The sequence below is a fragment of the Paraburkholderia sp. RL17-347-BIC-D genome, from assembly GCF_046027915.1.
Lineage (GTDB): Bacteria > Pseudomonadota > Gammaproteobacteria > Burkholderiales > Burkholderiaceae > Paraburkholderia.
This window is the reverse complement of sequence record NZ_JARESS010000068.1, coordinates 13,135-37,192: the sequence shown is the minus strand read 5'-3', so window position 1 is coordinate 37,192 and position 24,058 is coordinate 13,135. Positions and strand designations below refer to the sequence as shown.

Annotated in this window: 15 protein-coding genes and 6 pseudogenes; 14 read left to right on the top strand and 7 right to left on the bottom strand. The window is 59.0% G+C overall.

Going from position 1 to position 24,058, the window contains the following annotated elements; all coding sequences use genetic code 11:
• The first annotated feature begins 402 nt into the window (after positions 1 to 402).
• Together P0D96_RS42695 and P0D96_RS42690 are read left to right on the top strand one after the other, a co-directional pair.
• The gene (locus P0D96_RS42695) at positions 403 to 1,182 is read left to right on the top strand and encodes an ABC transporter permease (protein WP_408319913.1); all 780 of its coding nucleotides are present in this window, start codon (positions 403 to 405) and stop codon (positions 1,180 to 1,182) included.
• Positions 1,183 to 1,184: 2 nt separating this feature from the next.
• Positions 1,185 to 1,946, top strand: coding sequence for an ABC transporter ATP-binding protein (locus P0D96_RS42690; RefSeq protein WP_408319910.1), 762 nt, complete (start codon positions 1,185 to 1,187; stop codon positions 1,944 to 1,946).
• Positions 1,947 to 2,187: 241 nt separating this feature from the next.
• Here P0D96_RS42690 and P0D96_RS42685 read toward each other — a convergent pair.
• Positions 2,188 to 2,365 (bottom strand): annotated as a pseudogene (locus P0D96_RS42685) (IS630 family transposase); the annotation flags it as partial.
• On the opposite strand from P0D96_RS42685, the gene P0D96_RS42680 reads away from it, so the two are divergent.
• On the top strand, positions 2,355 to 2,864 hold the full coding sequence (locus P0D96_RS42680) for a hypothetical protein (RefSeq protein ID WP_408319907.1): 510 nt from the start codon (positions 2,355 to 2,357) through the stop codon (positions 2,862 to 2,864). The pseudogene P0D96_RS42685 and the gene P0D96_RS42680 sit on opposite strands and share 11 nt — an antisense overlap.
• Before the next feature lie 169 nt (positions 2,865 to 3,033).
• Here the strand turns inward: P0D96_RS42680 and P0D96_RS42675 are convergent, their stop codons facing one another.
• From P0D96_RS42675 to P0D96_RS42665, 3 genes are all read right to left on the bottom strand, one after another.
• Positions 3,034 to 3,423, bottom strand: coding sequence for a GtrA family protein (locus tag P0D96_RS42675; RefSeq protein ID WP_408319904.1), 390 nt, complete (start codon positions 3,421 to 3,423; stop codon positions 3,034 to 3,036).
• Positions 3,424 to 4,374 (bottom strand): glycosyltransferase family 2 protein, encoded by a 951-nt coding sequence (locus P0D96_RS42670; RefSeq protein ID WP_408319902.1) that lies wholly within the window; start codon positions 4,372 to 4,374, stop codon positions 3,424 to 3,426.
• Between the two features lie 146 nt (positions 4,375 to 4,520).
• Positions 4,521 to 6,752: a hypothetical protein gene (locus tag P0D96_RS42665; protein WP_408319900.1), complete on the bottom strand. Its 2,232-nt coding sequence runs from the start codon at positions 6,750 to 6,752 to the stop codon at positions 4,521 to 4,523.
• A 516-nt stretch (positions 6,753 to 7,268) separates the two neighbouring features.
• On the opposite strand from P0D96_RS42665, the gene P0D96_RS42660 reads away from it, so the two are divergent.
• The 6 genes and pseudogenes from P0D96_RS42660 to P0D96_RS42635 all read left to right on the top strand — a co-directional run bounded on the left by P0D96_RS42660 (position 7,269) and on the right by P0D96_RS42635 (position 13,794).
• Positions 7,269 to 8,114: a glycosyltransferase family 2 protein gene (locus tag P0D96_RS42660; RefSeq protein ID WP_408319898.1), complete on the top strand. Its 846-nt coding sequence runs from the start codon at positions 7,269 to 7,271 to the stop codon at positions 8,112 to 8,114.
• Positions 8,111 to 9,067, top strand: coding sequence for a UDP-glucose 4-epimerase family protein (locus P0D96_RS42655; RefSeq protein WP_408319896.1), 957 nt, complete (start codon positions 8,111 to 8,113; stop codon positions 9,065 to 9,067). Before P0D96_RS42660 ends, P0D96_RS42655 begins: the two co-directional genes overlap by 4 nt.
• Positions 9,068 to 9,074: 7 nt before the next feature.
• Positions 9,075 to 10,106: an MraY family glycosyltransferase gene (locus tag P0D96_RS42650; RefSeq protein ID WP_408319894.1), complete on the top strand. Its 1,032-nt coding sequence runs from the start codon at positions 9,075 to 9,077 to the stop codon at positions 10,104 to 10,106.
• Positions 10,107 to 10,111: 5 nt separating this feature from the next.
• Positions 10,112 to 11,989 carry a polysaccharide biosynthesis protein gene (locus P0D96_RS42645; protein WP_408319892.1) on the top strand — a complete coding sequence of 626 codons (1,878 nt, stop codon included), beginning with the start codon at positions 10,112 to 10,114 and terminating at the stop codon, positions 11,987 to 11,989.
• A 301-nt stretch (positions 11,990 to 12,290) separates the two neighbouring features.
• Positions 12,291 to 13,316: pseudogene (locus P0D96_RS42640) on the top strand (integrase domain-containing protein); the annotation flags it as partial.
• 325 nt (positions 13,317 to 13,641) lie between these two features.
• The gene (locus P0D96_RS42635) at positions 13,642 to 13,794 is read left to right on the top strand and encodes a hypothetical protein (RefSeq protein ID WP_408319890.1); all 153 of its coding nucleotides are present in this window, start codon (positions 13,642 to 13,644) and stop codon (positions 13,792 to 13,794) included.
• Positions 13,795 to 14,442: 648 nt separating this feature from the next.
• Here the strand turns inward: P0D96_RS42635 and P0D96_RS42630 are convergent.
• Positions 14,443 to 15,043: pseudogene (locus P0D96_RS42630) on the bottom strand (helix-turn-helix domain-containing protein); the annotation flags it as partial.
• A 14-nt stretch (positions 15,044 to 15,057) separates the two neighbouring features.
• Positions 15,058 to 15,577 (bottom strand): annotated as a pseudogene (locus P0D96_RS42625) (glycosyl transferase); the annotation flags it as partial.
• A 908-nt stretch (positions 15,578 to 16,485) separates the two neighbouring features.
• Here P0D96_RS42625 and P0D96_RS42620 point away from each other — a divergent pair.
• The 4 genes from P0D96_RS42620 to P0D96_RS42605 all read left to right on the top strand — a co-directional run bounded on the left by P0D96_RS42620 (position 16,486) and on the right by P0D96_RS42605 (position 22,135).
• Positions 16,486 to 17,697 (top strand): integrase domain-containing protein, encoded by a 1,212-nt coding sequence (locus P0D96_RS42620; protein WP_408319888.1) that lies wholly within the window; start codon positions 16,486 to 16,488, stop codon positions 17,695 to 17,697.
• A 1,747-nt stretch (positions 17,698 to 19,444) separates the two neighbouring features.
• Positions 19,445 to 20,107, top strand: coding sequence for a nuclease-related domain-containing protein (locus tag P0D96_RS42615; RefSeq protein ID WP_408319886.1), 663 nt, complete (start codon positions 19,445 to 19,447; stop codon positions 20,105 to 20,107).
• Positions 20,108 to 20,645: 538 nt separating this feature from the next.
• Positions 20,646 to 21,122: a hypothetical protein gene (locus tag P0D96_RS42610; RefSeq protein ID WP_408319884.1), complete on the top strand. Its 477-nt coding sequence runs from the start codon at positions 20,646 to 20,648 to the stop codon at positions 21,120 to 21,122.
• 764 nt (positions 21,123 to 21,886) lie between these two features.
• The gene (locus tag P0D96_RS42605) at positions 21,887 to 22,135 is read left to right on the top strand and encodes a hypothetical protein (protein ID WP_408319881.1); all 249 of its coding nucleotides are present in this window, start codon (positions 21,887 to 21,889) and stop codon (positions 22,133 to 22,135) included.
• A 364-nt stretch (positions 22,136 to 22,499) separates the two neighbouring features.
• Here the strand turns inward: P0D96_RS42605 and tnpA are convergent.
• Positions 22,500 to 22,915: pseudogene (gene tnpA / locus P0D96_RS42600) on the bottom strand (IS200/IS605 family transposase).
• 101 nt (positions 22,916 to 23,016) lie between these two features.
• Here tnpA and P0D96_RS42595 point away from each other — a divergent pair.
• A pseudogene (locus P0D96_RS42595) lies at positions 23,017 to 24,014 on the top strand (IS30 family transposase); the annotation flags it as partial.
• Between the last annotated feature and the right edge of the window lie 44 nt (positions 24,015 to 24,058).

The window sequence follows — 24,058 nt, the reverse complement described above, 5'->3', positions numbered from 1 at the left end:
AATAAAACGAGCATAGGCGCGGATAGCTGACATACGACCACCGGGGCGGCTTGGGAGATCCAGGCTGCACTCATGATGCGACTGAGAAAATCGTCCGAAAGCACTGCGCGAGCCGACGCAGCAGGCACCCAGCATGCAAGCGAAGATCAAGGATGGAAGTAGCGCTTTACTGCAACCTGCTGGGCCGTGCGATCGCTAGGATGTCGTGCGGTAGCGCACTGGATTCTTGCTGCTGGGCCCGGAGATCGTTGCGACAGAACAAAAAATTGGCACACCTGCAACGAACCGAAAGGCCGGCCGGACGTTCATACGCTACACTCTCTCGTTTGCAGCGCGTCGCGCCCGCTACTACCGCGGAAGCTTTGTGAAGCGCCTTATTAAATATTGAACGATACTACGCTCATGCATTTTGCAATCAACGATCTATGCGCAAGTATAATTAGATGGCGCCTCTGGATGCTGCTCGGATGGCTCGAAATTCGACAGCGGTATGCTAGGTCTCGAATCGGACCGTTTTGGCTGACGATCAGTACGAGTGTCATGATTACTTCGATCGGGCTAGTTTACGGTACCTTATTTGGACAGAAAATGGGTGAATACCTGCCTTTTCTGGCAGTCAGCATCATATTCTGGACGATGTTTTCCCAAATTGTCACTGAAGGAACGCTGGCGTATATTTCGAGCGCTACGTACATACGTCAGATCTCGACGCCGAGAACTGTGTTCATCCTGCAAGTGGTTTGGCGCAATTTTATAGTGTTTGGACATAACTTAGTCATTGTTGTAGTTTTGCTAGCCATTTTTGGCGTCAAAAACTATATGACGCTACCCTTGTTTTTTCCGGGTTTCGTGCTCTTTTTGCTAAACGCCGCATGGGTTGCAATGGTCGTGGCGTTGGTCTCTGCGCGGTTTAGAGATTTGCCCCAGATAATCTCTGCGATGGTCCAGGTTGCCTTTTACGTAACGCCGATTATCTACAAGCCACAATCGTTGACCCGCTTCAAATGGGTTGTTGATTACAATCCGCTAACTTACATGATGAGTCTAGTGCGTGATCCGCTAACTGGTGTTTTTCCTAGCGATATAACTTGGGGTGTGGGTATGGCGTTGGCCGTTTTTGGCTGGTCCTTTGCCCTGTTCGTGACCGGGCGATATGCAAAGCGAATTCCGTACTGGGTCTGAAAATGGCTTATATTCGATTAGAAAATGCTACCCTTGACTTGCCGATATACGACGTGCAAGGGCGCTCGCTGAAAAAGCGCCTCGCATCTCTCCGGAATCGTGGCGCGGAGATAAGCAAGCGGCCTGACACGGTGATTCTGCGAGCGATCAATGATTTAACTCTCTCTATAGGACCTGGCGACCGGGTTGGGTTGGTCGGTCACAATGGAGCGGGAAAGTCGACGCTTCTTCGCGTGATGGCAGGAATTTATCCCCCGACGGCGGGTACTGTCGAAACCCAAGGGAAATCTGTGCCGCTTCTGGATATAAGCTTAGGTATGGATGAGAATTCGACGGGATGGCAGAACATGCGGTTGCGTGGCCTCTTGCTGGGGATGAGCGACGATGAGATAAAAGAGAAACAGGGCGAGATAGCCGCATTTTCGGAACTCGGCGATTTCATGGATCTGCCGATTAGGACTTATTCCACGGGGATGAGGGTTCGGCTGGGGTTTGCGATCTCGACAGCAGTCGATGCCCAGATCTTGCTCTTAGACGAAGTTATGGGAGTGGGAGACGCCTCTTTCAAAGATAAGGCTAACAGGCGTTTGGCGGAACTTCACGAACGTTCCGAAATCGTCGTGCTTGCGCTGCATGATAATGCGACGATCCGAAAGACGTGCGATAAAGCATTGTGGATGGACAAAGGATGCGCCCGAATGTTTGGTCCCGTTGAAGAAGTGTTACGGGCCTATGAGGCCAGCAGTAGCCAGCCAGTATCGTAGGCCTCGCAGCCGCCGCGACATTTACCGATTGTCTCGCCATCGATTCTTGAACGTATTTTGCATCAGGAACGTTAAAGGAGAGCGACCACGTACCGGAAAGGTCATCCGAAAGGATGCAAGTGTCTTTTCCGTTGAGATCAGCAAGCGGCTGTAGCCTATCCCTCATCATCGGCGTAGTAGCGCACCGCAGGTTCTAACATGCGCCGCCGCTCCGCCGCGCATAGATCGAGGTGGTCTGCAACTAGTGTTCCGTTCCGCTGATTCGCGAACAAAGTCTGTGTAGCTTTTTCGAGGATGGAATCAGCGGAAGCGGTCCACACGAATGGTTTGCAGTTTTCGTTGTAGTGGGAAACGAACTGATCGATACGCGTGATCAGTTGTTTGACCGAGCCAAACGAGCCCCTGCGGATGGCCTTGTCGCCGAGCCATATTGCATGGCCGCTTCAGGACGCGCTACTGACCACGCACTACGGCACTTTCCTCGTGATCGGAGCGTGGTTCGACTCATGCCGGTCCAGGATCCTGTCGTGCGCATGCATTGCGGCTGGCGTCTCGCGCCATATTCTGGATCGTTGCTTGGCGCTGTTCGCTTATCCGTTCGACAATCCCTGGAGCATGGGCGATCGCATCTTCGGCGATCCGGGTTCGTTGACCGGCGCGTTCCTGTTGATGGCGCTGTCCTTTACGATCCTGCCGGGCGGGATCTACAGCGTCGGCCTTTGGCTTAGCAAGATCTCGTACAGTCTGTATCTCAACCACTACGTGGTATTGAGCGTGTCGCCGGTCATTCTCTATCCGCGATTCGGCGCCGTGCCAGTCTGGTTCGCGACTGTGTTAGGAGCGCTTATCCTCGGCTACGCGATGAATAAGCTAGTCGAAGTGCCATTCACAGAATGGCGCGCGAGCTTTGCGTCGTAAGTTCTCGCCGAAAACGGCAGCTTATTCGGTGAATGGTGCGAATGTGCGTCCGTGAGCCAGCAGGGCGCTGATCAGCCGCGGAACGGCAGATGCATCGGCGTGCTGAATTAGCAAGCTCCCAGCATGCAATAACACGCCGTTAATGACTGATAGCTCGCGGCGCTGTCGTTCAATGCTGGGCGCGAAAGACCCACCACTTCGCGAATGCGAAGTTGACGAACATGCCGACGATCGAGCCCGCGCCCAGCGCGATGAGCGGCGCGACGGTCACCTTCGGCAGGAACAGCAGCACGACCACATAGGTTCCATAGTTGCATGCGCCGCCCACCGACATGGCGGCGAGGTAGCGCACCCATTCGGTCCAGAGCGACTCCGTCCGCCTCACCACGAAGGTCATGCGGCGGTTGATCTGCCACGTTGCGAAAGCTGCGCAGAGAAAGGAGACGGCGCGGCCGAGATACGGCCCGAGGCCGATTGCCAGCGCCACATACAGCACGCCGGCATCCACCAGAAAGCCGATGGCGCCGGCAATGGCGAACCTGAAAAACTGGGTGCGCATTTACTGGCTTCGCTCCTGCTTGCGTGACGCAGGGATGGCGAGATACGCCAGCCGCTTGACCTCGATCCGGCCGCGGGTCACGGTATCCAGCACGATGCCGCAGATCAGCAGAATCGCGCCGAGCAGCATCAGCGCGGTACTGAGCAACGCGGTGGGCAGGCGCGGCACGAGCCCGGTCTCGACGTAGGTTTCGAAGACCGGAATTGCCAGCAGAATGGACAGCAGCGCGCAGATCGCGAAGCCGACCGTGAAGAATGCGAAAGGCTTCTCGCTTTTGACCAGTTTGAAAATGGTCATCAGGATACGGAAGCCGTCGCGATAGGTGTTCAGCTTGCTCTCGGAGCCTTCCGGGCGCGAGATGTAGCGCGTGGGCAGTTCGGCCACGGGCATGCGCATGCCGAGCGCGTGCACCGTCAATTCCGTTTCGGTTTCGAAGCCCGACGCATGGGCCGGGAACGACTTCGCATAGCGGCGCGAAAAGATCCGGTAACCCGACAGCATGTCCTTGAACGTGCGGCCGAAAATCGATGCCACGCATTGCGTCAGCATGACATTGCCGAAGCGGTGGCCCAATCGGTAAGCGGCCTGTTCGTCGCTGACGCGTGAGCCGACCACCATGTCCAGCCGCTCCTCGACGAGCTTGCCAATCAATGCAGGCGCAACGGATGCGTCGTACGTCGCGTCGCCATCCACCATCACGTACACGTCGGCTTCGACGTCCGCGAACATGCGGCGCACGACATTGCCCTTGCCCTGCAGCGGAACCTTGATGACGTCCGCGCCTGCTTCGCGAGCGACACGTGCGGTGTCGTCCGTCGAGTTGTTGTCGAAAGCGATGATGGAAGCCTCGGGGAGCGCGCGTCGAAAATCGCGAATCACCTTGGCGATCGTAGCTGCCTCGTTGTAGCAGGGAATCACGACGGCGACAGTGCCTGGGCTGAAGTCTTGCATTGGCGATTGTGTTCTGGGTTTGACGGTCTAAAGTGCGGCGAGCTGCTTTTGCGCTGGCTGCGGAGCGTGTTATGCGGGCCAGACCCAAATTCGGCGAGTGGCGTAATGGTAGCGCATACGAAAGCCGGCTCTTTCCGGTTGGTCTGTCAGACGCGCATGGCGGCGCGTCTCGATGTGGCTGACATGCCGAGTTCCACCAGCATCATCAGCAGGCCGATTGCGAACGCAATGAACGCCCATTCGATATGCGGAGGCCGGAATACGAATTGAACCTTGGATGTGCCCGCGGGGACGTCGATTTGCTGAAAAATTTCGTCAACCTGACGAAGCGCGGTTTCCTGTCCGTTGACGAAGGCTCGCCAGCCCGGCATGTAGAGCTCCAGACGCGTGAGCGTCGTGCGTTGCGTACAGTTGGCGCGAAGTTCGCCGCGCGTTGCCGCTTCCAGCGAGCACGCCGGTGCGTCGAAGTATGGACGCGGGTTGTTCAGTTCGTAGATGCGCATGTTGGTGTCGGCGGCGACTTGCTTGATGCCGATCGCTTTTGTTTGTTCCGGCAGCGGGGCATTGATGCTGGTCAATACGTATCGCGTGCCGATGGAAAGATAGTTCGGCAAATTCTTCAGCAAGCTGTCTTGCGAGGACGGGCCGGCCGCATCCACGCGCGACGAACCCGTGAATAGAATAGGCGGAGCATTGGCGTCTAGCTTGCTGGTGACGAAGTCCGTCCAGATGCGGGGAATCGGCAAATCGTTATGGTTGATCGACGCGATTCCGAAGTAGGAACCGTAATTCGGTTGCACCGGACCGAGCGTGACGAAGCGCTGCATGCCGAGATTGGCCTGCAGGAATCGCACGCCCGCCAGATCGACTTTGCCATGCGACGGATTGCTCATGACCGGCGCGATGAAATACAGCGCGCTTTCGCCGGCGAGAAGCATCGACAGCGTGAGCGCGAAGCGCTGCGAACCGGCATTGCGACGTCCGGCGAAAACGACGAGAGCAAGCGCGGCCAGCAGCAGTCCAGTAAAGATCACCGCTCCCAGTACATATCGTCCATGTGGCCTGAGGCCCGCACCATGGGCAATCGCGCATCCCGCGACGAGTAGGACGAGTACCGCGACATAGGCATATTTGAGCTGTCGTTGCAGAAGCCCGCTCGCGGCGTCGTTGAGCGCGAGCGCCGCGAGGACGCACAGACTGAATTCCCAGGAAGGCGGCAGATACCGGAAGAACGCCGCCAGTTTGAGGCCGGGGATGATCCACACCAGCGCGCTCGCGCCGGGCAAGCCGTACGACATTGACACCGTCACGACGACCCACAGGGCGAGCATGACCCGCAGGCCACGGTATCGCTGACCGACGATGCCGCACAGCGCGAGCATCACGAGGACAATGCCTGCGTATCCGCCAACGCTTCCCCAGAAACCGCCCGCGGCGGGATCCTGAAAGATGCCGCCAAAAATGTACGGAACGAGCGTGGCGATCAACACCGACGCGGGCAAGTGCATGGATGCAAAACCATCGCCCTCGTGGCCGCCAGTAAAGCTCAACGGCAGATAGTCGAAAAATGCGATCAGGATGGGCGCCGACAGCATTAGCGCGACCACGCCGCCAAAACAGACGCGCCGTAGAAAACGCAGGCGCAGCGCCGAAGGCAGCGCTGCCGTTCGCACCAGCGTCCAGCAAAGAATAAGCAGTCCGTCGAGATAGGCCATCTCCGGGAAACCGGCATACAACGCTGCGATGAGCCCGATCGTGATCCAGAAGGCGCCGCCGCGACGGCCATTGGCGACGCGCTCGATGGCGATTTCGACGCCAATCAGCGTGAGCGGCAGGAACGCAATCGGATTGATGACCGCGTTGGCGAGCCACGCAAACGTCCCGTTGAACTGGAAGGCGAGCGCGGCGGCGACCGAGCCGACTTGCGCGATCCGCATTCTGCGCAACAGCACGTAAGTCGACACGCCGGCGATGATCTGTAGCGCAAGGTGCATGTACAGCTGGCCATTCTCGAAGTACAGCAGCCATGTCAGTGGGAACAGCGCCGCGGACTGCATTTCGCCGGCAAGCGGCGTGCCGACGCCTTCGTAGTAGTTCCACCATGGCCACTGCCCATGCAAGATGTCCAGAATCGCGCGATGTCCCAGCGTGTGACTGGTGAACGCGATGTTGGGGTCGATGGTGGGGTAAGGCGGGAAGCCGCCGAATGGACCGTGCTGCAAGCCTTGTTGCAGACCCGCGTAGAGCAAGGTCGGATCAGCGTTCAGCAGGCCGAGTAATAGCGGCGCTTTGACTAGCAGCGGAGCAAGGCATAACAGAATGACAGCGGTGATGGCAATGCGGTGCGTTGAATCGCCCGTATCTTTTATGTCTGGCATATCGCGGCATCTCATTATGGTTCTGGCGTACGAACCGTGTCGTTCATCGTCACGATGAAGGTGTCGTGGACTTCGGAAAAGGCGACATTCTACAGGGCGGTGTATTCCGAGCCTGAGGGCGGATCGTGCGAGCACGGCCTTCACGAAGCGAATATCGGACCGGTCCTGTCCCATTTTTTGGGTAAGCGGCAGGCGGCCGGTTTGCGCGCAGCACGCACGATGCCGCAGGGGACCGAGGGTCGGCCCAGCCAGACGAATCCAGCATAAAATAGCGCCGGTTCACGGCCAGCGGCCGGTTGCGCAGTGAGGGCTGCGCCGCCGGGTCCCGCGGGGCGGCAGCGCCGCGCGAATAGTCCCCTTTTTCAGGCTCGACGGTAACCGTATCCGGCCAGCCGTAACAAAAGGAAAAGCCAGTTGCCGAAGGCGGCGGATTTGCGCAAACTGCGGCCTTGTTGCGGCCATACAACGAAGTGTCGTTCCCAAGTGTCGTCCATAAGGCACGCAGTTCCAACTTACATGAATGCTACTAGCGCGCTGCGTCCTGAACTCGAGGGCTTGTCTGTTTCCGTGGTCGTCTATCGGCCGGATCAGGCACAACTGGCCACCACGTTCGCCAGCCTCGGTCATGCCTGCGAGGCACTTCGCGCCACGCGGCCGGGCCTGCCGGTTCACCTTTATCTCGTCGACAACGGCGGCCTGCCGGACGAACGTGCCGCGTTGGACGCATTGAGCGCCCAAGGCGTCACCAGCACGATCCTTAGCGGTCACGGCAATGTCGGCTACGGTCGTGGCCACAATCTGGCCATCGAGCGCGCCGTCGGCCGTTACCACCTCGTGCTCAATCCGGATATCGACCTGGACCGCCACGCATTGCTGCGCGCGCTCGAATTTTTCGAGGCCAATCCGGCCGCGGGCTTGTTGACGCCGTGGATCGGCGACGAAGCAGGGCATCAGCAGTTCCTCTGTCGCCGCTATCCGACGTTGCTGGACCTGTTCGTGCGCGGCTTTCTGCCGGCAGGATTGCGAGGGCTGTTCCAGCGCCGCATCGCCCGCTACGAAATGCGCGACGTGATCAACGATCGGGACATCTGCTGGGATCCGCCTATCGTCAGCGGCTGTTTCATGCTGTTTCGAACGAGCGTGCTGGAAAGGCTTCGAGGCTTCGACGCACGCTATTTCCTGTACTTTGAGGACTACGATTTGAGCTTGCGCGCACATGACGTCACCCGTGTCGCCTACGCGCCCGCCGTGCGCGTGCTGCATCACGGCGGCGGCGCCGCGCGCAAAGGCTCCGCGCACGTCCGGATGTTCCTGGCGTCTGCGTACAAGTTCTTCAACCGTTTCGGTTGGAAGTGGCTATGAGCCGCGTGCTGGTGACGGGCGCCAATGGGTTTGTCGGCGAGGCGTTGTGCCGCGTCTTGATGCAGTCCGGCCATACGGTCTGCGGACTCGTGCGTCAGGCCGGGCAGCTCGAGCGGGGCGTAAGCGAGTGGGTCGAGGCTCAGGCGGATTTTGCCGGCGTCGAGGCCGGCTGGCCCGCCGCGCTTCAGGTCGATTGTGTCGTGCATCTGGCGGCACGCGTGCATGTGATGCATGACACCGCGGCCGACCCCGACGCCGCGTTTCACGCCACCAATGTCGAGGGCGCCTTGCGTGTCGCGAAGGCGGCGTGGCGTTATGGCGCGCGGCGCTTCGTCTTCGCCAGCAGCGTCAAGGCGCTAGCCGAGGGGGACGCGGGTCGTCCGTTGCGGGAAGATGACCCGCCGGCGCCGCAGGACGCCTACGGGCGCTCGAAGCTCGCGGCCGAACAGGCGCTGGTGCGCTATGGCGAGGAAACCGGCCTGGAGGTGGTGATCGTGCGTTTGCCGCTCGTCTATGGCCCGCGAGTGCGCGCCAATTTCTTGCGGCTGATGGACGCGATCTGGAAGGGCGTACCGCTGCCGCTCGGCGCGATCGACGCGCGCCGCAGCCTGGTCTACGTCGACAACCTGGCGGACGCGCTGATGCATTGCGCGACCGACCCGCGCGCCGCGGGTCAAACGTTCCATGTGGCCGACAGCGATGCCCTCACCGTGGCGGAGCTCGCACGTTCGCTCGGGCGGCATCTGCACAAGCGCGCCCGCTTGCTGCCGGTGCCCGCGAGCTGGCTGAGGCTGGCGGGCCGCTTGACGGGGCGCACAGCGGCCGTCGACCGGCTGGTGGGATCCTTGCAGCTGGATACAGGCCGGATCCGCACGGTGCTGGGCTGGCGGGCGCCGCATTCCACCGATGAAGGGCTGGCCGCGACAGCCCGTTGGTACCGATCCACGCATTGAGGCGCGCATGCTGATGTCCCATTCCACGTTGCCGGGCTGGACGAGCGTGATTCTGATCGCGCTCGGCTGCGCTTGCGCTTGCGCGGCGATTCTGTGGACGCTGCTCAGAACCGGCCTCGCCTGGCGTCTGGCCACCGACATTCCGAACGACCGCTCGCTGCACACACGGCCCACGCCGCGCGTGGGCGGCTGGGGCATTGTTCCGGTGGTGGTTGTGGCGACGCTGATCGTCGCGCCACACCTATGGCTTGCCGCGCTGTGCGCTGCCGTGCTGGCGGCGGTCTCGCAGATCGACGACCGGCGCGGACTGCCCGCGCGGGTCAGGTTCGCGGCGCACCTGGCCGCGGTGGCGGTCTTCGTCTGGGCACATCCGGCGCCGGTGCCGGTCTGGCTGCTGGCGGCCCTGTCGTTTTTACTGCTCTGGCTGGTCAATCTTTACAATTTTATGGACGGCGCGGACGGCCTGGCGGGTGGCATGACGCTGTTCGGCTTCGCAGGCTACGCCGTTGGGGCCGCGCTCACCGCGCACCCATCACCGGAGCTCAGCTTGGCTTCGGCCGCCGTGGCAGGCGCTGCCGCGGGTTTTCTGCTCTTTAACTTCCACCCCGCGAAAATCTTCCTCGGCGACGCCGGATCGATTCCGCTCGGCTTTCTGGCGGGCGCTTTCGGCTATTGGGGCTGGAGCGACGGCGTCTGGCCGATCTGGTTTCCCGCACTGGTTTTTTCGCCGTTCATCGGCGACGCTTCGGTCACGCTGCTGCGACGGTTGTTGCGCGGCGAGAAAATCTGGCAGGCGCATCGCGAGCACTACTATCAACGCATGGTCCAGTACGGACTTGGGCATTCGAAGACGGCCATCCTATGGTATGCGGTAATGGCGGCTGGTATAGTACTTGCTGTCGTGTTGCTTCGCTGGTCTTCGGCCCTTCAATGGTGTAGCGTGGGCGCATGGGTGATCGTGCTGGTATTGATTGGTATCGGAGTCGATTCACGCTGGCGTCGATTCCGGATAGCAGATTCCGAACAACCTGAGGTGTGACGCCGATGTTTCGACACAAAGCCTCATGGCTATCATTTAGCGCTTTCGCCTTCGACCTATGCGCAGTCGCAGGCGCCTGGCTCGCGGCATACCTGATCCGCTTCAATGGCTACGTTCCGGTCGAGTTCTGGTCCGGCGCCGTCCGAACCCTGCTCTGGGCCCTCCCTGTCTACGGTGTGATGTTCCGCATCTTCGGCCTGTACCGGGGCATGTGGGTGTTTGCGAGCCTGCCGGACCTGATGCGCATTGCGAAAGCGGTGCTGGCCGGCGCATTCGTGATGATGATGGTGGCCGTCATGGCGCAGCCGCATCCCATCATTCCGCGTTCCGTCCTCGCTGTTTCTCCGCTTCTGTTGTTCCTCGCCATGGGCGGCTCGCGCGCGCTCTATCGCGCCTCCAAGGAGTTCTATCTTTACGGCGGCCTGGTCGGGCAAGGCAAGCCGGTGGTGGTGCTCGGCGCGGGCAACGCGGGCGCGAGCCTGGCCCGCGAACTGTCGCGTTCGAGCGAATGGCGGCTGGTAGGCCTGCTCGACGACGATCCGGCCAAGCAGGGTCGCGAAATCTACGGCTACAAGGTGTGGGGGCCGATTAGCGACCTGCAGCAGTGGGCCTCGGACATGAAGATCGAGCACGCGATCATCGCGATCCCTTCGGCGTCGGTGGACGCGCAGCGCCGCGTGGCAACGCTGTGCGTGCGCGCTGGTGTGCGGGCCATGGTGCTGCCCGCGTTGACCACGCTGACGCAAGGTGAAGCGTTTCTGTCGCGCGTGCGTCAGATCGATCTGGAAGACCTGCTGGGGCGCGAGCCGGTACGTATCGACATGCCGCACGTCGAAGCGCTGTTGAGCGGCCGCGTGGTGATGGTGACCGGCGCGGGCGGCTCGATCGGCTCGGAGCTGTGCCGACAAATCCTGCGTTTCGAACCCGCGCAGTTGATCGCGTTCGATCTGTCCGAGTACGCGATGTACCGTCTCACGGAAGAGCTGCATGACCGTTTTCCGAAGCTCTCCGTGGTGCCGGTGATCGGCGACGCCAAAGATTCCTTGCTGCTCGACCAGGTGCTGTCGCGCTATACGCCGCACATTCTCTTTCACGCTGCGGCCTACAAGCACGTGCCGCTGATGGAAGAACTGAACGCATGGCAGGCGGTGCGCAACAACGTGCTGGGCACGTACCGTGTCGCGCGCGCGGCGATTCGCCATGACGTGAAGCACTTCGTGCTGATCTCCACCGACAAGGCGGTGAACCCGACGAACGTGATGGGCGCGAGCAAGCGCCTCGCGGAAATGGCGTGTCAGGCGCTGCAGCAGACCAGCACGCGCACGCAGTTCGAGACGGTGCGGTTCGGCAATGTGCTCGGCAGCGCGGGCAGCGTTATTCCCAAGTTTCAACAACAGATCGCGAAGGGCGGGCCGGTCACGGTCACGCATCCGGAGATCACGCGCTTTTTCATGACGATCCCCGAAGCATCGCAACTCGTGCTGCAAGCGTCGAGCATGGGGCATGGCGGCGAGATCTTCATTCTCGACATGGGCGAGCCGGTCAAGATCGTCGATCTGGCGCGCGACCTGATCAGGCTGTACGGTTTCAGCGAGGAACATATCCGCATCGTCTTTACGGGGCTGCGTCCCGGCGAGAAACTCTACGAGGAACTGCTTGCCGACGACGAAGCGACCACGCGCACGCCACATCCGAAGCTGCGCATCGCGCAGGCGCGTGAGGCGCCCGATAATCTTCTCGACGAACTGCTTCCATGGCTGATGCAGCATCGTGTGCCGGGCGACCAGGAAGTGCGCCGCGATCTGCGGCGCTGGGTGCCGGAGTATCAGCCGGCTGCCGCGCCAGCGTTGCATAGCGTGGCGCCGGCAACGCGCGCGTCCTGAAGTCAGACTCGGCGTGCAGATTGCAGATGGAAAAAGGCGCCTCCGGGCGCCTTTCGCTTTTTCTATCTACTTCGTTTCTGGTACCGCTTTGGCTTTTCGAACCAGACGATTCGAAAGAAGAACTACGCAAGCATCTGCCTCAAGTTTTGGGCCGCTGCACGTTGGTCGACGTCCGACTTTCGCCGGTAGCTGCGGCGGTGGCCGATCCATATCTCTGGCAGTGCATCTAGAACCAGCGAACGCCGCATGAAGGCCTAGGAAGAACACCTGCGGCGTCCGCTCTATCTTACCCTTCGAGAGAGAGGTTCACAGCCGTACACGAATCAGTGCGAAGCCACTGTCGAGACACAGACATACCGGACGCAGCAGATTTGCCGATCATTCGAAGAGCTGCGGCAGAACGGTTACGCTCTTCAATTGCCGTATTCACTCAAGCGAAAGCATCTGCAGGCTCTGGTCGATCTCTGGATTGAAGCGAAGCTGAGTGGCGGAACGATTGAAAACAAACTCACCTACCTGCGCGCGCTTGGCGAATGGATGAAGAAGCCGAACCTTGTCGGCACGCTCGCCGATTACGCGGATAGGGTCGCTCCGTCTGGTGCGATCGTATGTGGCGCTCGAAGACAAATCGTGGGACGGTAACGGCATCGACGCAGTGGCGAAAATCGAAGAGATCGCAATCACTGAGCCTTACGTCGCGATTCAGTTGAAGCTTCAGGCGGCGTTCGGACTGCGAGTCGAAGAGAGTTTTCTCCTGAGGCCGGCGGAGGCGGTGCGCGACGATGGTTTGCTGAGCGTGACACGGGGCACCAAGGGCGGCCGCGATCGCGTTGTACCGATCGGATTCAAGCTTGCCGTGCTCAAGGAAGCCGCACAATATGCTAACCCGTACACAGGGTCCATGATCCCGCACGGGGTCACGAAACTGCAGTGGAAGAACCGCTATTACAACGTGCTCGCGAAGCATGGGGTGACTAATTCGGGAATCGGAGTCACCAGCCACGGCCTGCGGCATCAATTCCTTTAGCAGATGTACGAGCGTCTAACGGGTGTACCGGCTGCGATCAAGGGATCGGTTGATCGTGTCGATCGCGAGGTTCACGCAGAAGCGATGCAGCAAATTGTCGAGGCTGCAGGACATAGTCGCAGGACAAAGGCGAATGCCTACCTTTCAACGCACAACGCACTCGCTGCTAAAAAGAAGCGCACGTTGACGAGGGCGATGGCCGAGCGGGCTATTGAAGATGCGAAGGGCGTCAAGAGTCAGGCAGCGGTCACACTTGGAATCTCGCGGCAGGCGCTTTATCGGCTGCTAGATGCGGTCTGATCTTCTGCGTATCAGCTGTCGACGGTGTAGCCATTAGTGGTTTGGCACACTTGGCTACAGCATGAGGTTTTGAATATATCTGTAAAAACAAGGAGTTGGCCGGGCGCGGCTTGAGGAGCGCCCATTACGCTGTAATGGGCACTCCGTTAGCTGACGGGGTTCTAGCGAAAAAGCCAGTCGAGCGCGGGGCTGGTCAACGCGTGGTAGGTGAGAGGGACGTGAAGATGGCAGCAACGCGGTCCACATTCGTCAGGAACAGTTCTTCCAATGCGGCGCCAGCGGCCATTTTGGACTTGGCTCTCACCGCGTCGGTGGGATACACAACGTGAGAAACCACATCTCCCCGATCGAATACATCCGCGCAGCCTACCGTCACCGCCATGATCTCGTGCCTCAACTGCTCACGGTTCTGGCGATGAGCGTTATTCTCACTTACCACGCGCTCACCAGCCCCATGCTGAACTGGCTCATCTATTGAGCTTGAAAGCAACGCGGCTTCGCTAACATCGCGGCGTGCTCACGCTCGCATCAACCAGCGGAATTCATCCGGTGAGCTACAGTTCAACGGGGACACGTAGACATGTGCGCCGGCACTGGCCACGCCGCGTTTCGATCATATGCCGGCCTGGGCGCGAGCGTCGGTGATGATGCTTCCCTCCCGGTGCGGAGAAAACGCCGCCGTCGCTTGGAGGATGAGCGACACGACCGCGTGCCTATAACGCGTTACAACATGGCCCTATTTTGTTGATCGCTAACCCATTGAAACGATGGTATTTTTATTGACGTCGATTTGTTTCCAATTTTACACCACCCCCCAATTGGAAACACTTTGGCGCTCTCGCCAAGTACATTCGGCCGCTCGTCGATACAGAACGGGAACGTTTGCTTCGCGGGTTAAAACGGGTATCCGGAATCCACGGTTGATCGCCTTAACTCGCAGGCGCGGACAAATCCGGAATTCCTGGTTGATGCGTGTCGTCGTGGGCGATGTCACATTGCACGGCACGGCCCTCGTGTCAGAAGTTGGGGCGGCTAGGGAATCCTATACCGCAGTCGTGGACCACTACGTCACGATGCCGAGGATTGTGCAGCATTGCGATGTTCAGCGTTTCGGTTGCGGGACCGGTCACTTCGCTCGCTCTGACAACAACCGGTAAAGCGCCTGACGTGAAATGCCAAGCGCGGCGGCCGCGTGACTCTTGACGCCATTCACTTTTGCGACCGCCGCCTCGGCCATCTCCTGCGTCACGCCGCAATTTTTTCTGCCTGCTTGCGCGTTGTGTGTCGAAAGATACGCATTCGCCTTGGTCGCGCGGCTGTGGCCCGCAGCTTCAACGACTTGCTGCATCGCATCCCTGTGCAGATCGCGATCGACAGGTTCGCCCGTCTGCTTGACCGGCGCCGGAACAAAAACGCAGGCCATGACTGGTCACTCCAATGCCCGCCTGAGTCACACCGTGTTTTTTCAGGACCTTATAGTAGCGCTCCTTCCATTGCTGCTTCGTCCGACCATTTGGAATCGTTGAACCCGTGAACGGGTTCGCGAGACGCGCCGCTTCTTCAAGCACGGCAAGCTTGAATCCAATCGGCACCATCCGGTCCCGACCACCTTTTGTGCCGCGCGTGACGCCCAGCAAACCATCATCGCGAACCGCTTCAGCGGCGCGTAGAAGAAAGCTTTCTTCTACGCGCAGTCCGAACGCTGCCTGGCGCTTTAACTGAACCGCGACGTTCGCATCGGTTACTTTCTTACCACCATCCACCGAGGCGATTCGAACCGCACGATGCTCGCGTACAGCAATACGCACGTCGCGGCGAACACCATCACGAAGAACAGACGTAGCGCGTAAGACAGAATCACGTTGCGAGCACCACGGCGATCAGACGCAGCAGACACAGATACGGCGACATTAGCGAGTGGCGGCGCGTCAGTTCGCGCGAGATGCGCGCGCCGACGGCCCAGCTCATCAGTCGCTCGTAGACCAGCATGTACAGATGTCCGTCGTCGGGAATGCCCGGCGACATGCCGCGAATGAAAAATCTTTCGATAGATCGAAAAGCATGTGCCAAAGATCGGATCCGCGAACAGCAGCGCCGGATACCGCGCTGACACCTTCCGATCGCACATGTCCCCGCACGATCAACAGTTTGGCGAGCATCACGCAGATGAAGTTCGCGCGGCCGTCGCCGATAAAATCAGGGCGGCCGGTAGTTCCGATCAGCAAGCTCATCATTGCACCCATGAGAACCAGCGACGCGGACGCTGCGTCACGCTCATGCGTCTGCAAGCGCCATATACGCAAGCCAGTACCGGTTGGGCGTCGACTGCACTACAACTCCTTGAACGGTCATCGCCTTACGGCGCGAGCGTGGCCACAGTAAATCAAAGCCGTTGGAGAACCAAGTGTCGACGCACGCCGTCATCACCGCCATGCGAGATCCATACGGGCACCAGCCTCTTCGGCGCTGCTGTCGACAAACTGTAAGGCGTTAGCCGAAAGGGCCCCCACAATTGCGAGCTTTCCGTCTTGGCTCCAACGTGGAGCCGCTTAATATCGTTACACCTATCCGCGTCACTGACGCATCGACCTGAGTGCAACGCACTCCATTCCTGAGTTGGTCGCCCGTTGGGCGCCCAATTTTCGCTTGGTAGCGGAGCTACCGACAGCCTGGCATGTCTCGTTGGGGAAACTGAGCGTTCCGCGGCCCGCAGTGAGGCTGATTTCTTGACCAAAATGCAATCCTGTACTGACTGAGAACAAGTTCGTGCGGACATGGCGAACATCCAAACTTCCTTCCGTCAACGGCAAACAAGCCAGGCCTGACTCACGCGATCCGATATCAATGCGACCGCGGTGAACAAGCTCCCCAGACGGGAAATCACTTGCACATTATGTGCGGATTTCTTTATCCCCTTCCTGTCGGCACGCGCAGCCGAAAAACAAAAGCGCAAAAAGAAAATTGTTTGGTTCGACAGGCGTGCGCCTGCGGTCAGGTAGCCTTGCCCCGGCCAAAGCCGGACCAAGGATCGTCAGGCGACAGTGCTTCCCTGCGCCGGGTGAATCAACTCTCTGATCTCTAAGATCCCGGAAAGCAAAGCGTGCAGTTCCTCATCAACCGGTGGCGCCCTTTTTGATAGGGGAGGGCGCCCGTTTCACCAAAGACGACAGTGAAGATCCAACTTAACTTCTCGGCTCTGACGGAAAACGCTGGGCTCCCGCAACGACTTAAGAACGAACTTACCGAACTTTTTCAGCGACACTTATCGAAAGCGCATAGCAAAACCCGCGTTACATCCAATGCGATATCGATCAAAACCCAGAAGTATCGCGTCCAGAGTCTCATCGCAGGGTTCCGCGAACTTCGTAAAGGCGGCTTCGCGATCCAGTCGCCATGGAACCTCGCAGAGAAACACATCGGTTACCTTGTGAACCTTTGGGTTAACGAAAAAGAACAATCGCCCGGGACGGTCGAGAACAAGCTGACATATTGGCGCACGCTCGCCGCGTGGATGAAAAAGCACCAACTCGTAGGCACAGTAGACGACTACATCAAGCGTCCCGAAGGGTATCGTCGCTATTACGTTGCTCAGGAAGACAAGTTATGGGACGCGGCGAAGGTCGATCTCGATGACGTGATTGCACGGCTATGCGAACGCGACCGGTGGGTTGCGATCCAGGTGGAGCTTCAGGCGGCATTTGGCCTGCGTGCACAGGAAAGCATGCTGTTGCGTCCGCTGCAATGTCTTCGCGTTTCGGGCCACCTCCACGTGATCGATGGCACCAAAGGCGGACGCCCACGTGTCGTTCCAATCGATGCGGAGTGGCAATACGAGGTGCTTATCCGTGCTGCAAGGCTCTCCAACCCCCGCACAGGGTCAATGATCCCGGAGCCGTGGTCACTGAAGAAGTGGTACCGCCACTTCTACCACATCTTGCAAAAGGAGGGGATTGCGCGCGGCGCCAAAGGCGTCACGGTCCATGGACTGCGCCACGCTTACCTGCAAAGGATGTATGAACAGGTAACCGGCGTACCGGCACCGATCAAGCGGCCCGATCATCGCCCTGACCCTGCGCTCCACCAGGCGGCGATGCAGCGGCTTGTTGAGGCGGCAGGACATAGCCTTGCGGCCAAGGCTACCGCATACATTTCCACATTTGCGACCGTTGAACGTCCTTCCCGGCGGGTCGTTTCTCCGGAAGAGGCGATAACGGCCGTTGCTGCGGCAAACGGCAACAAGTCAGGCGCAGCCAAAAGCCTCAACATTTCCAGGCAAGCACTCTATCGAATCCTGGCAAAGTGCGAGAATCTGCCCGCTGCGCAGTTCATGCGCGAGGACGCGATCATTCGGAGCGAAACAGAAGGCGAAGCTCACCACTGACTCATAACGTGGACTATTGTCGATCCGCATCGAGTCGTTGACTCTGCTTCCAGGCCTCCTTAACCGAACAGCGTCCAGCGCCGGCGCCGGGCCGGCCGCGCCGCGGTCAGCGCCGCTGCTGGCGAGCGAGGGGCCATCCAGGCCGGATGTCCCTGGCTGTCAATCAGCCAGGGGTATTTCCACGGGTGCGATGAGGCCAGTTTGCGCCGAAATTGCGGGCGCAACGCGCTAGGCGGGCGGTTTGATCTGCGACGTGGAGGCGACTTGATCATGTCGGCCACAACAGACGCGTGAGCCCATGCGGGTGCGCTGCCCGAGGCTGTTCAACGCGTGTCCCGTCCGATCATTGATCGCGCCTTATCCTTTCCCCGGGTGCCAGGGTCTCGTGAAGCTCCGTATGGCTCGCAACGCAGAGAAGAACCTACGGTACTCCTCGCAGAGGCGTCAACGTGAAACCGGGTCGCGGGTATATACAACCGTTAGTGTGTGCGCGTCTGACGCGCGATGTGCCCGGTGTTTCGCTATGCGCGCCCAACGGATGGCTGGCGCGCACAGCAAGCCCCGACCGGTTGCGACGGGATTTGCCGGTTGACAGGCCCTGCAAAGCGCAAATGGTCAGTGACCAAACACGGAGGCGAGGTTTAGGGCGATACCAGGCAGATGCTCTGAGCTCGGCAGCGGCCCTGGACCTTTGCCGAGTCGGACCGTTGCCCCAATGGCAGCGTGCTCAACCCGTCGCGCACGCCGCGTCTCATCCCCTGATCGAAAGAACCCCAGGCCTGGTTGCGGCGCAGCGTTCCGTCGGAGTAAGTGGGCGAAAGACGGCGAAATTCGCGGTCTTTCTCACGAAGTCGTCATAACGCGTTAACGCCTGGAACGTCGTACTTTAAACAATTCCCGGATTCAGGCCTTGGCGCGACGAGCTGAATAAGAGCGCGTCCCCTCAGGACGTTAACGCCGCGCGATGACCGGTAGCCGCTGCGGGGGTGAAAGCTATCGGCACTTCACAGCATGTGGGAAACCACTGCGCATGAAAAGCGCGTGCGCGCCTGGGGTCGACCTTGGTCCCAATGACGCGACAGCGCTTCCGCGCAATGCGCCATTGTCGACGATGTTCTCCTGCGGCAGCTTGATACAGTCCAAGGCGTGGCGTCGTCATTTAAGCTGTGCTTTGTAACACTGCCCTGGCTGCGGTTCCCGCTCCCGATCTGCTTCAATCCTGCCTTCTCCTCAGGCTTCACGCTCGTGTCCTTCGTTGGGTTCACACCTGAGCTGCCGCTCGTCACGGAATAAAAGCTAACGCCCGCTACCCCGGCGACTGACAAGAAGGTCGCAGACGATCGCGCTTCAGTTGCTTCTTTTCCCGAAGTGTTGCCTTGACTTTTGCCTGCACATGGCATGCTGAACTTACTGAAAGTTGTTCTACTCAGCGAGGTGTATGCCAGCGGTCGGTTAATCGACCGTGCGAACTCGCCAACTTTCGAAGTCCACGGCCTGATGGACAACCTCAGGATTGCAGCACCTGCAGACTTTGGACCGCTTCTTCATCGACGCGCGCAACCATGATCGCATATGGAATTGTGAGTAGATCGTATCAGGCGCGCCGTTCTGCGGAGATCGAACATACGGCTTACGTGACTCCACGTGGTGGTCAAGATGTTAGCAATCCTGATGAGGAATGTAAGGCATTCACGCAGGCCGGAGGTGAACTTTTGGCCGACGATCTGCAGTCAACGAAAGGAGAAAAATGGAACACGTTAAGGCCTTGCTTTCTCTCTCGGCACAGGATGCCTCAAATGACGCCTCCTGCTATCGAGATCTGATGAAAAATCCGAAAAGATCCGGTGGCAACCGCGATGGGTGGATGGCGCATCGACGTCGTTTGTGTTTGCCGTTAGCAAAACAGGTTGCGTCGATACTGAAGGCAATGTCTGACGGTGCATTCGTTGTACGCCGCGGAGTGGTACTGGAGCACGCACCGGGCACGCTCAATCCGGTGACCTGGGTAGATTGTCTTGCTGTCTCTCCCTTCGGAGTTTTCGTCATCGACCAGTACGATTGGATCGGAACTGTAAAGCGCTCGATGAACGAAGACGAACTTCTCGTGCGTGAAAATTCTGGCGTCGTCTGCGTTAAAACTTCTCCGTTGCGCCGGGCAAAACCGGCTCTGCGACACCTGCGGCCGATACTCGGCGAATACAACTGTCCGGTTGGGTGCATCGCCGTATTTGCTGACCTGTATTGTGCGCTTGACCCCACGTTGCCGGAAACAATCTTGCAAGGTTCCGAGCTGCACCATTTTATGCGCACACGGTTGAACCGCTTCCGCAACAGTCACTTTCGATATCTCGACTCCAGGGCGATCGCCACACATTTGCAATGGCGCTGTGCGGACTGGGGCAACGGTTGATGCATGCAAAGCGGTGCCAAAGCTAGATGACGGGAGAAAACGAGTTGTGAGCGGCAACCAGGGGCGTACGGTATCGGAGGCAGTATCGTGAATCCAGCGACGCTGATCGGCAGGTACGCTTTTCATCGGACTACGCGTCTGCCGACGGTGCGGACCGCGGGTAGCACAAGCACACTCTCGGCGACACCTGCTATCTCGTTGCGCGGGGAAAGGCGCCCTCTTTTTCGCAGCTTTCCGCCCGATGAACGACATGGAGGAGGCTATATTTCTTGCACACCCCGCGTTTTTAACGCATCGATCCGGAACGAGCCGAACCCTTCCATTGGGCGTCGTCCTTGCTTCCTACGCCTCCTATGCGAAGGTGCCTCGCGGCGCCCCTTTTTTTCTCGCCGCTGGGACTATTACTCATGATCTCGTCAGGGTCCGGAACGCGACAGCGTTTTCTGTGGAGAAGCGTCTTTCTTGTGTTGTGAAGCGTCGTAGGCTGATCGGGTTTTCGGACCCGGTCATCAAACTAATTTTCATCATGGAGTGGTTCATGGAAATAGTCGTCGTTGAACTGTGCTACGAAGGTGGGACTGTTCTTACCGATCGTGTCCTGTTAGATCGCGAATCAGCTCAGGTAACCCTGCCGCCGCGTTTGTCATCTCTTATGGAAGTTCTTGATCAATCCGATCAGCGTAAATCGTTCATGGCGGAATGCGGCAGCGTTCGATTCCCGGTGGAGCATGATCGGGAGCGCGGCTATTTCATCAACTTCGATGCCGCTTCCCGTAAGAAACGTGCTTCTGGCGTTAAGTGGCCGGTTTCGCCGACAGCCGGGCAGCGGAAACTTAACGGTCGTTTCGCACATACGCTCAGCGCGCTTGCGGTAGTTGGCGCATGCTTTGAAATGGTAACCGCCGACCGTTTGAGCTGGGCATCCCTTCTTGAGCCCGTCATACTTCTTTTATTGGCGGTAGTATTGTTCATTGTCGGGCATCGGAGCTTTGGCGTCGAAGGCCTTTCAGAATAGTCATCCTCGTTGGGCTATCACGCGCTGATTGTCGCAGTTCCCCATAAGTTCAGTGTGTATGTCGCCGCCAAACAGATGGCTGTCAGTAGAGCCGCACTTTCGGGTGCGGCTCATCCGCAGTAATGCCGCTAGATGGTTACTCGCGGCTGCGATGCGCCTGAGACTGGCATCGCCAGGTTCGCGGCTACGAAGCCCGTTATTCTGATGACGACACCTTTGACGTCCGCGATCCCGGCAGGCAATCGACGAGCTCGCCATGCTGTGCTTTTCCCGCGTGGCTGAGCGCTCCGTTGCCCGAATTCATTTGGTGCAGGCGCGAAACATCAGGCAATCGCGGTCGCATATGCACCAACTTAAGCTGATATCGGGATGCGAAGCATCATCAGACGCAAGTGTGCTCATCTTCTCCGGGATCGGCTATTTTGCGCTCATCAGCTGATGACGGTAGTTGATTCTTCGTGTTTGTGACAGGCGGTACAGTCGCGGCTCGATGCTTCTGACGCGCAATGTCCGGTCATGCAGTGGGGCAGCCCCCGGCGGCAATGCCTCGCATGCCGCGGCGGTGCTTGTACGCATCGTGCACCATACTCACCTGGGTAAGAGGTAATGGATGAGGACAGAAGTGCAACACCAAATTCCGTTAGCCTCCGGCATTCAGAAGGTTACGTTAGGCTCGGAATTGACTTGAGCGACGACCAGCGAAGCGACTTAAAACTGTCGTGCGTTTTTCAAGACAGGCGCGTTCGAAACCGAAGGAGATAAACATGGCTGCACGAATGTGGTCAGCAAAGGACAACCAGTGGTCAGGAAATTGTTGCGAAACAGGAGGGCTTGGCATTGCGCGCCGGTTTTTTCGTATGCAAGCATTGCCAGGCCGCGGTTTTCATATTCGCCACCTCATACTCGAGAATTCAGAGGGAAGTCATATCGGGTTCGAGGATATTTCCGGCTTTCATCGAATGCCAAGCATGACAAACAGTGCGCATTCGCTATTTTCGAAAACTTCGCTGTGAGGGGCGCCCGCTCGCAAGGCTTGATCGAAATGCTCGGTCGAGAAGTATGTTGCTTTCGGCTCTTGGCAAACAACGATAATCGAGGGGTGACGCGCGCCCTTGTCAGCAGCAGTCACGGGGCCTTTCGATGCGAATACCTGTCGGAGTCTTTCGTTTTCAAGCAATCCAAATCGATTGTTGCGAGCCTACCTGAACACAGCCAGGCGCGTCATTAGATTACGCTCCGTTTGCGGCGACTATCATACGTTCATACGCCGGTTGCGACTCGTCTTCAGCGGGGCGGCGGTTGATCTAGTGCGCGTCAAACCTCGCCCCTTCAGGGCGGGGAAGGATAGCGCGGACGGCATAGCCGTCCTTTGGGTGCTCAGTGCGGCGTTCGCTGTTGCTCGATGTACTGACGGATCACTGCAATGGGAGCGCCTTCGCAGCTACCGGCGAAAAGGATAGCGACCAAAGCGCACCTCCCCACAATTTGCGCCGGATGCTCGGGTAGTTCTTCTTTCGGATCATGCGGCTCGAAACGCCCTTCAGGCTGTTCACCAGCGCCGATACGGCGACCTTGGGCTGATAGTTCACCAGCAGGTGCACATGGTCGTGCTCGCCGTCGAACTCGACTAGCTCGGCCTCGAAGTCGGTGCACATGCTCGCAAACACAACGCGCATATCGTCGAGGATATCTTTCGTGAAGACGCCACGCCTGTACTAGGTGACAAAGACGAAATGCACGTGTATCAAGAAAACGCAATGGCATCCGTGTCGTATGTCGTTACCAGTGCTCATAGGCCAAATTATATTCGGGACTATGGAACGACTCTAGGTCTTCAAATTCGAGGGCGCGATCAAATCTGAAATGCAACACCTTTCTCGTGGAAGGTGCGCACATGCAAAAAAGAAGAACGTACCAACAGCTTCAGCCTGAAGAGCGCATGACCATTGCAAGCATGAAGCAGCAGCGTTCGAGTGTTCGGGACATGGCCCGAACACTCGGGCGTGCGGTATCAACTGTGAGCCGCGAGTTGACCAGAAACACGTGTTCTGCCGCGGGCTTAGCGTCTGCGTCGGCGCAGTCGCTCAGCACGAGCCCGCGCGAGGCTACGCGCCCATGTCCCAAGCTGCACCCTCAAAGCGTGTCGTGGCGCGTCGTACTCACCCTGCTGGAATGGAAGTGGTTGCCCCAGCAGATCTCAGGTACCCTCAAGCGCATGTGGCCCAACGATCCGACCCAGCACGTCTCGCACGAGACCATCTACACCGCCATGTATGCCCAGCCACGCGGTGAACTGCGCCTCCAGCTGACAGCCTGTCTGCGCCACGGCCACAGCACGCGTATGTCACGCAAGCGTGCCACTGACCGGCGCGGCCAGATCCCCGACACGGTGAGCATCCATGTGCGCCCGCCTGAGGTCGGGGACCGGATGATGCCCGGTCACTGGGAAGGCGACTTCATCAAGGACGCCGGCAACCACTCTTCCGTCGGCGTGCTGGTTGAGCGCACCAGTCGCCTGGTGCTGCTGGTGAATATGGAAGACACCACCGCCGCCTCGGCACTGGCGGGCTTCACTGCCAAACTGAATTCGATCGCCGCCCCAGTGCGTCAGCGCTGTCGCCTACGATCGGGGTAGGGAAATGACCCGGCATCAGGAGCTTAGCGCCGCGACCGGCGTGTGCGTATACTTCTGCGATCCTCAGTCCATGGCAACGCTGTACCTGCGAGAACACCAACGGGCTGCTGCGGCAGTATCTGCCGAAGGGCACTGACCTCCCGATCTACAGTCAGGACGAACGCGATGCCACCGCCGACAGCCCAAACGGCCGACCTCGCGCTACTCATGCATTTCATTCGCCATTCGAGGTCTTTAAACGTATGCTTGCAACCGCTTCGATAACCTCAGCTTCCAGTCATTCCCCCCTGTTGCGCTTCAC

What these genes read in the sequence shown, in the direction of transcription:
- P0D96_RS42610 (WP_408319884.1), top strand. Translation starts at nt 20,646, where the DNA reads ATGGAAATAGTCGTCGTTGAACTGTGCTACGAAGGTGGGACTGTTCTT.
- P0D96_RS42675 (WP_408319904.1), bottom strand. Translation starts at nt 3,423, where the DNA reads ATGCGCACCCAGTTTTTCAGGTTCGCCATTGCCGGCGCCATCGGCTTT.
- P0D96_RS42645 (WP_408319892.1), top strand. Translation starts at nt 10,112, where the DNA reads ATGTTTCGACACAAAGCCTCATGGCTATCATTTAGCGCTTTCGCCTTC.
- P0D96_RS42695 (WP_408319913.1), top strand. Translation starts at nt 403, where the DNA reads ATGCATTTTGCAATCAACGATCTATGCGCAAGTATAATTAGATGGCGC.
- P0D96_RS42605 (WP_408319881.1), top strand. Translation starts at nt 21,887, where the DNA reads ATGGCTGCACGAATGTGGTCAGCAAAGGACAACCAGTGGTCAGGAAAT.
- P0D96_RS42660 (WP_408319898.1), top strand. Translation starts at nt 7,269, where the DNA reads ATGAATGCTACTAGCGCGCTGCGTCCTGAACTCGAGGGCTTGTCTGTT.
- P0D96_RS42670 (WP_408319902.1), bottom strand. Translation starts at nt 4,374, where the DNA reads ATGCAAGACTTCAGCCCAGGCACTGTCGCCGTCGTGATTCCCTGCTAC.
- P0D96_RS42690 (WP_408319910.1), top strand. Translation starts at nt 1,185, where the DNA reads ATGGCTTATATTCGATTAGAAAATGCTACCCTTGACTTGCCGATATAC.
- P0D96_RS42680 (WP_408319907.1), top strand. Translation starts at nt 2,355, where the DNA reads ATGGCCTTGTCGCCGAGCCATATTGCATGGCCGCTTCAGGACGCGCTA.
- P0D96_RS42650 (WP_408319894.1), top strand. Translation starts at nt 9,075, where the DNA reads ATGCTGATGTCCCATTCCACGTTGCCGGGCTGGACGAGCGTGATTCTG.
- P0D96_RS42655 (WP_408319896.1), top strand. Translation starts at nt 8,111, where the DNA reads ATGAGCCGCGTGCTGGTGACGGGCGCCAATGGGTTTGTCGGCGAGGCG.
- P0D96_RS42615 (WP_408319886.1), top strand. Translation starts at nt 19,445, where the DNA reads ATGGAACACGTTAAGGCCTTGCTTTCTCTCTCGGCACAGGATGCCTCA.
- P0D96_RS42665 (WP_408319900.1), bottom strand. Translation starts at nt 6,752, where the DNA reads ATGCCAGACATAAAAGATACGGGCGATTCAACGCACCGCATTGCCATC.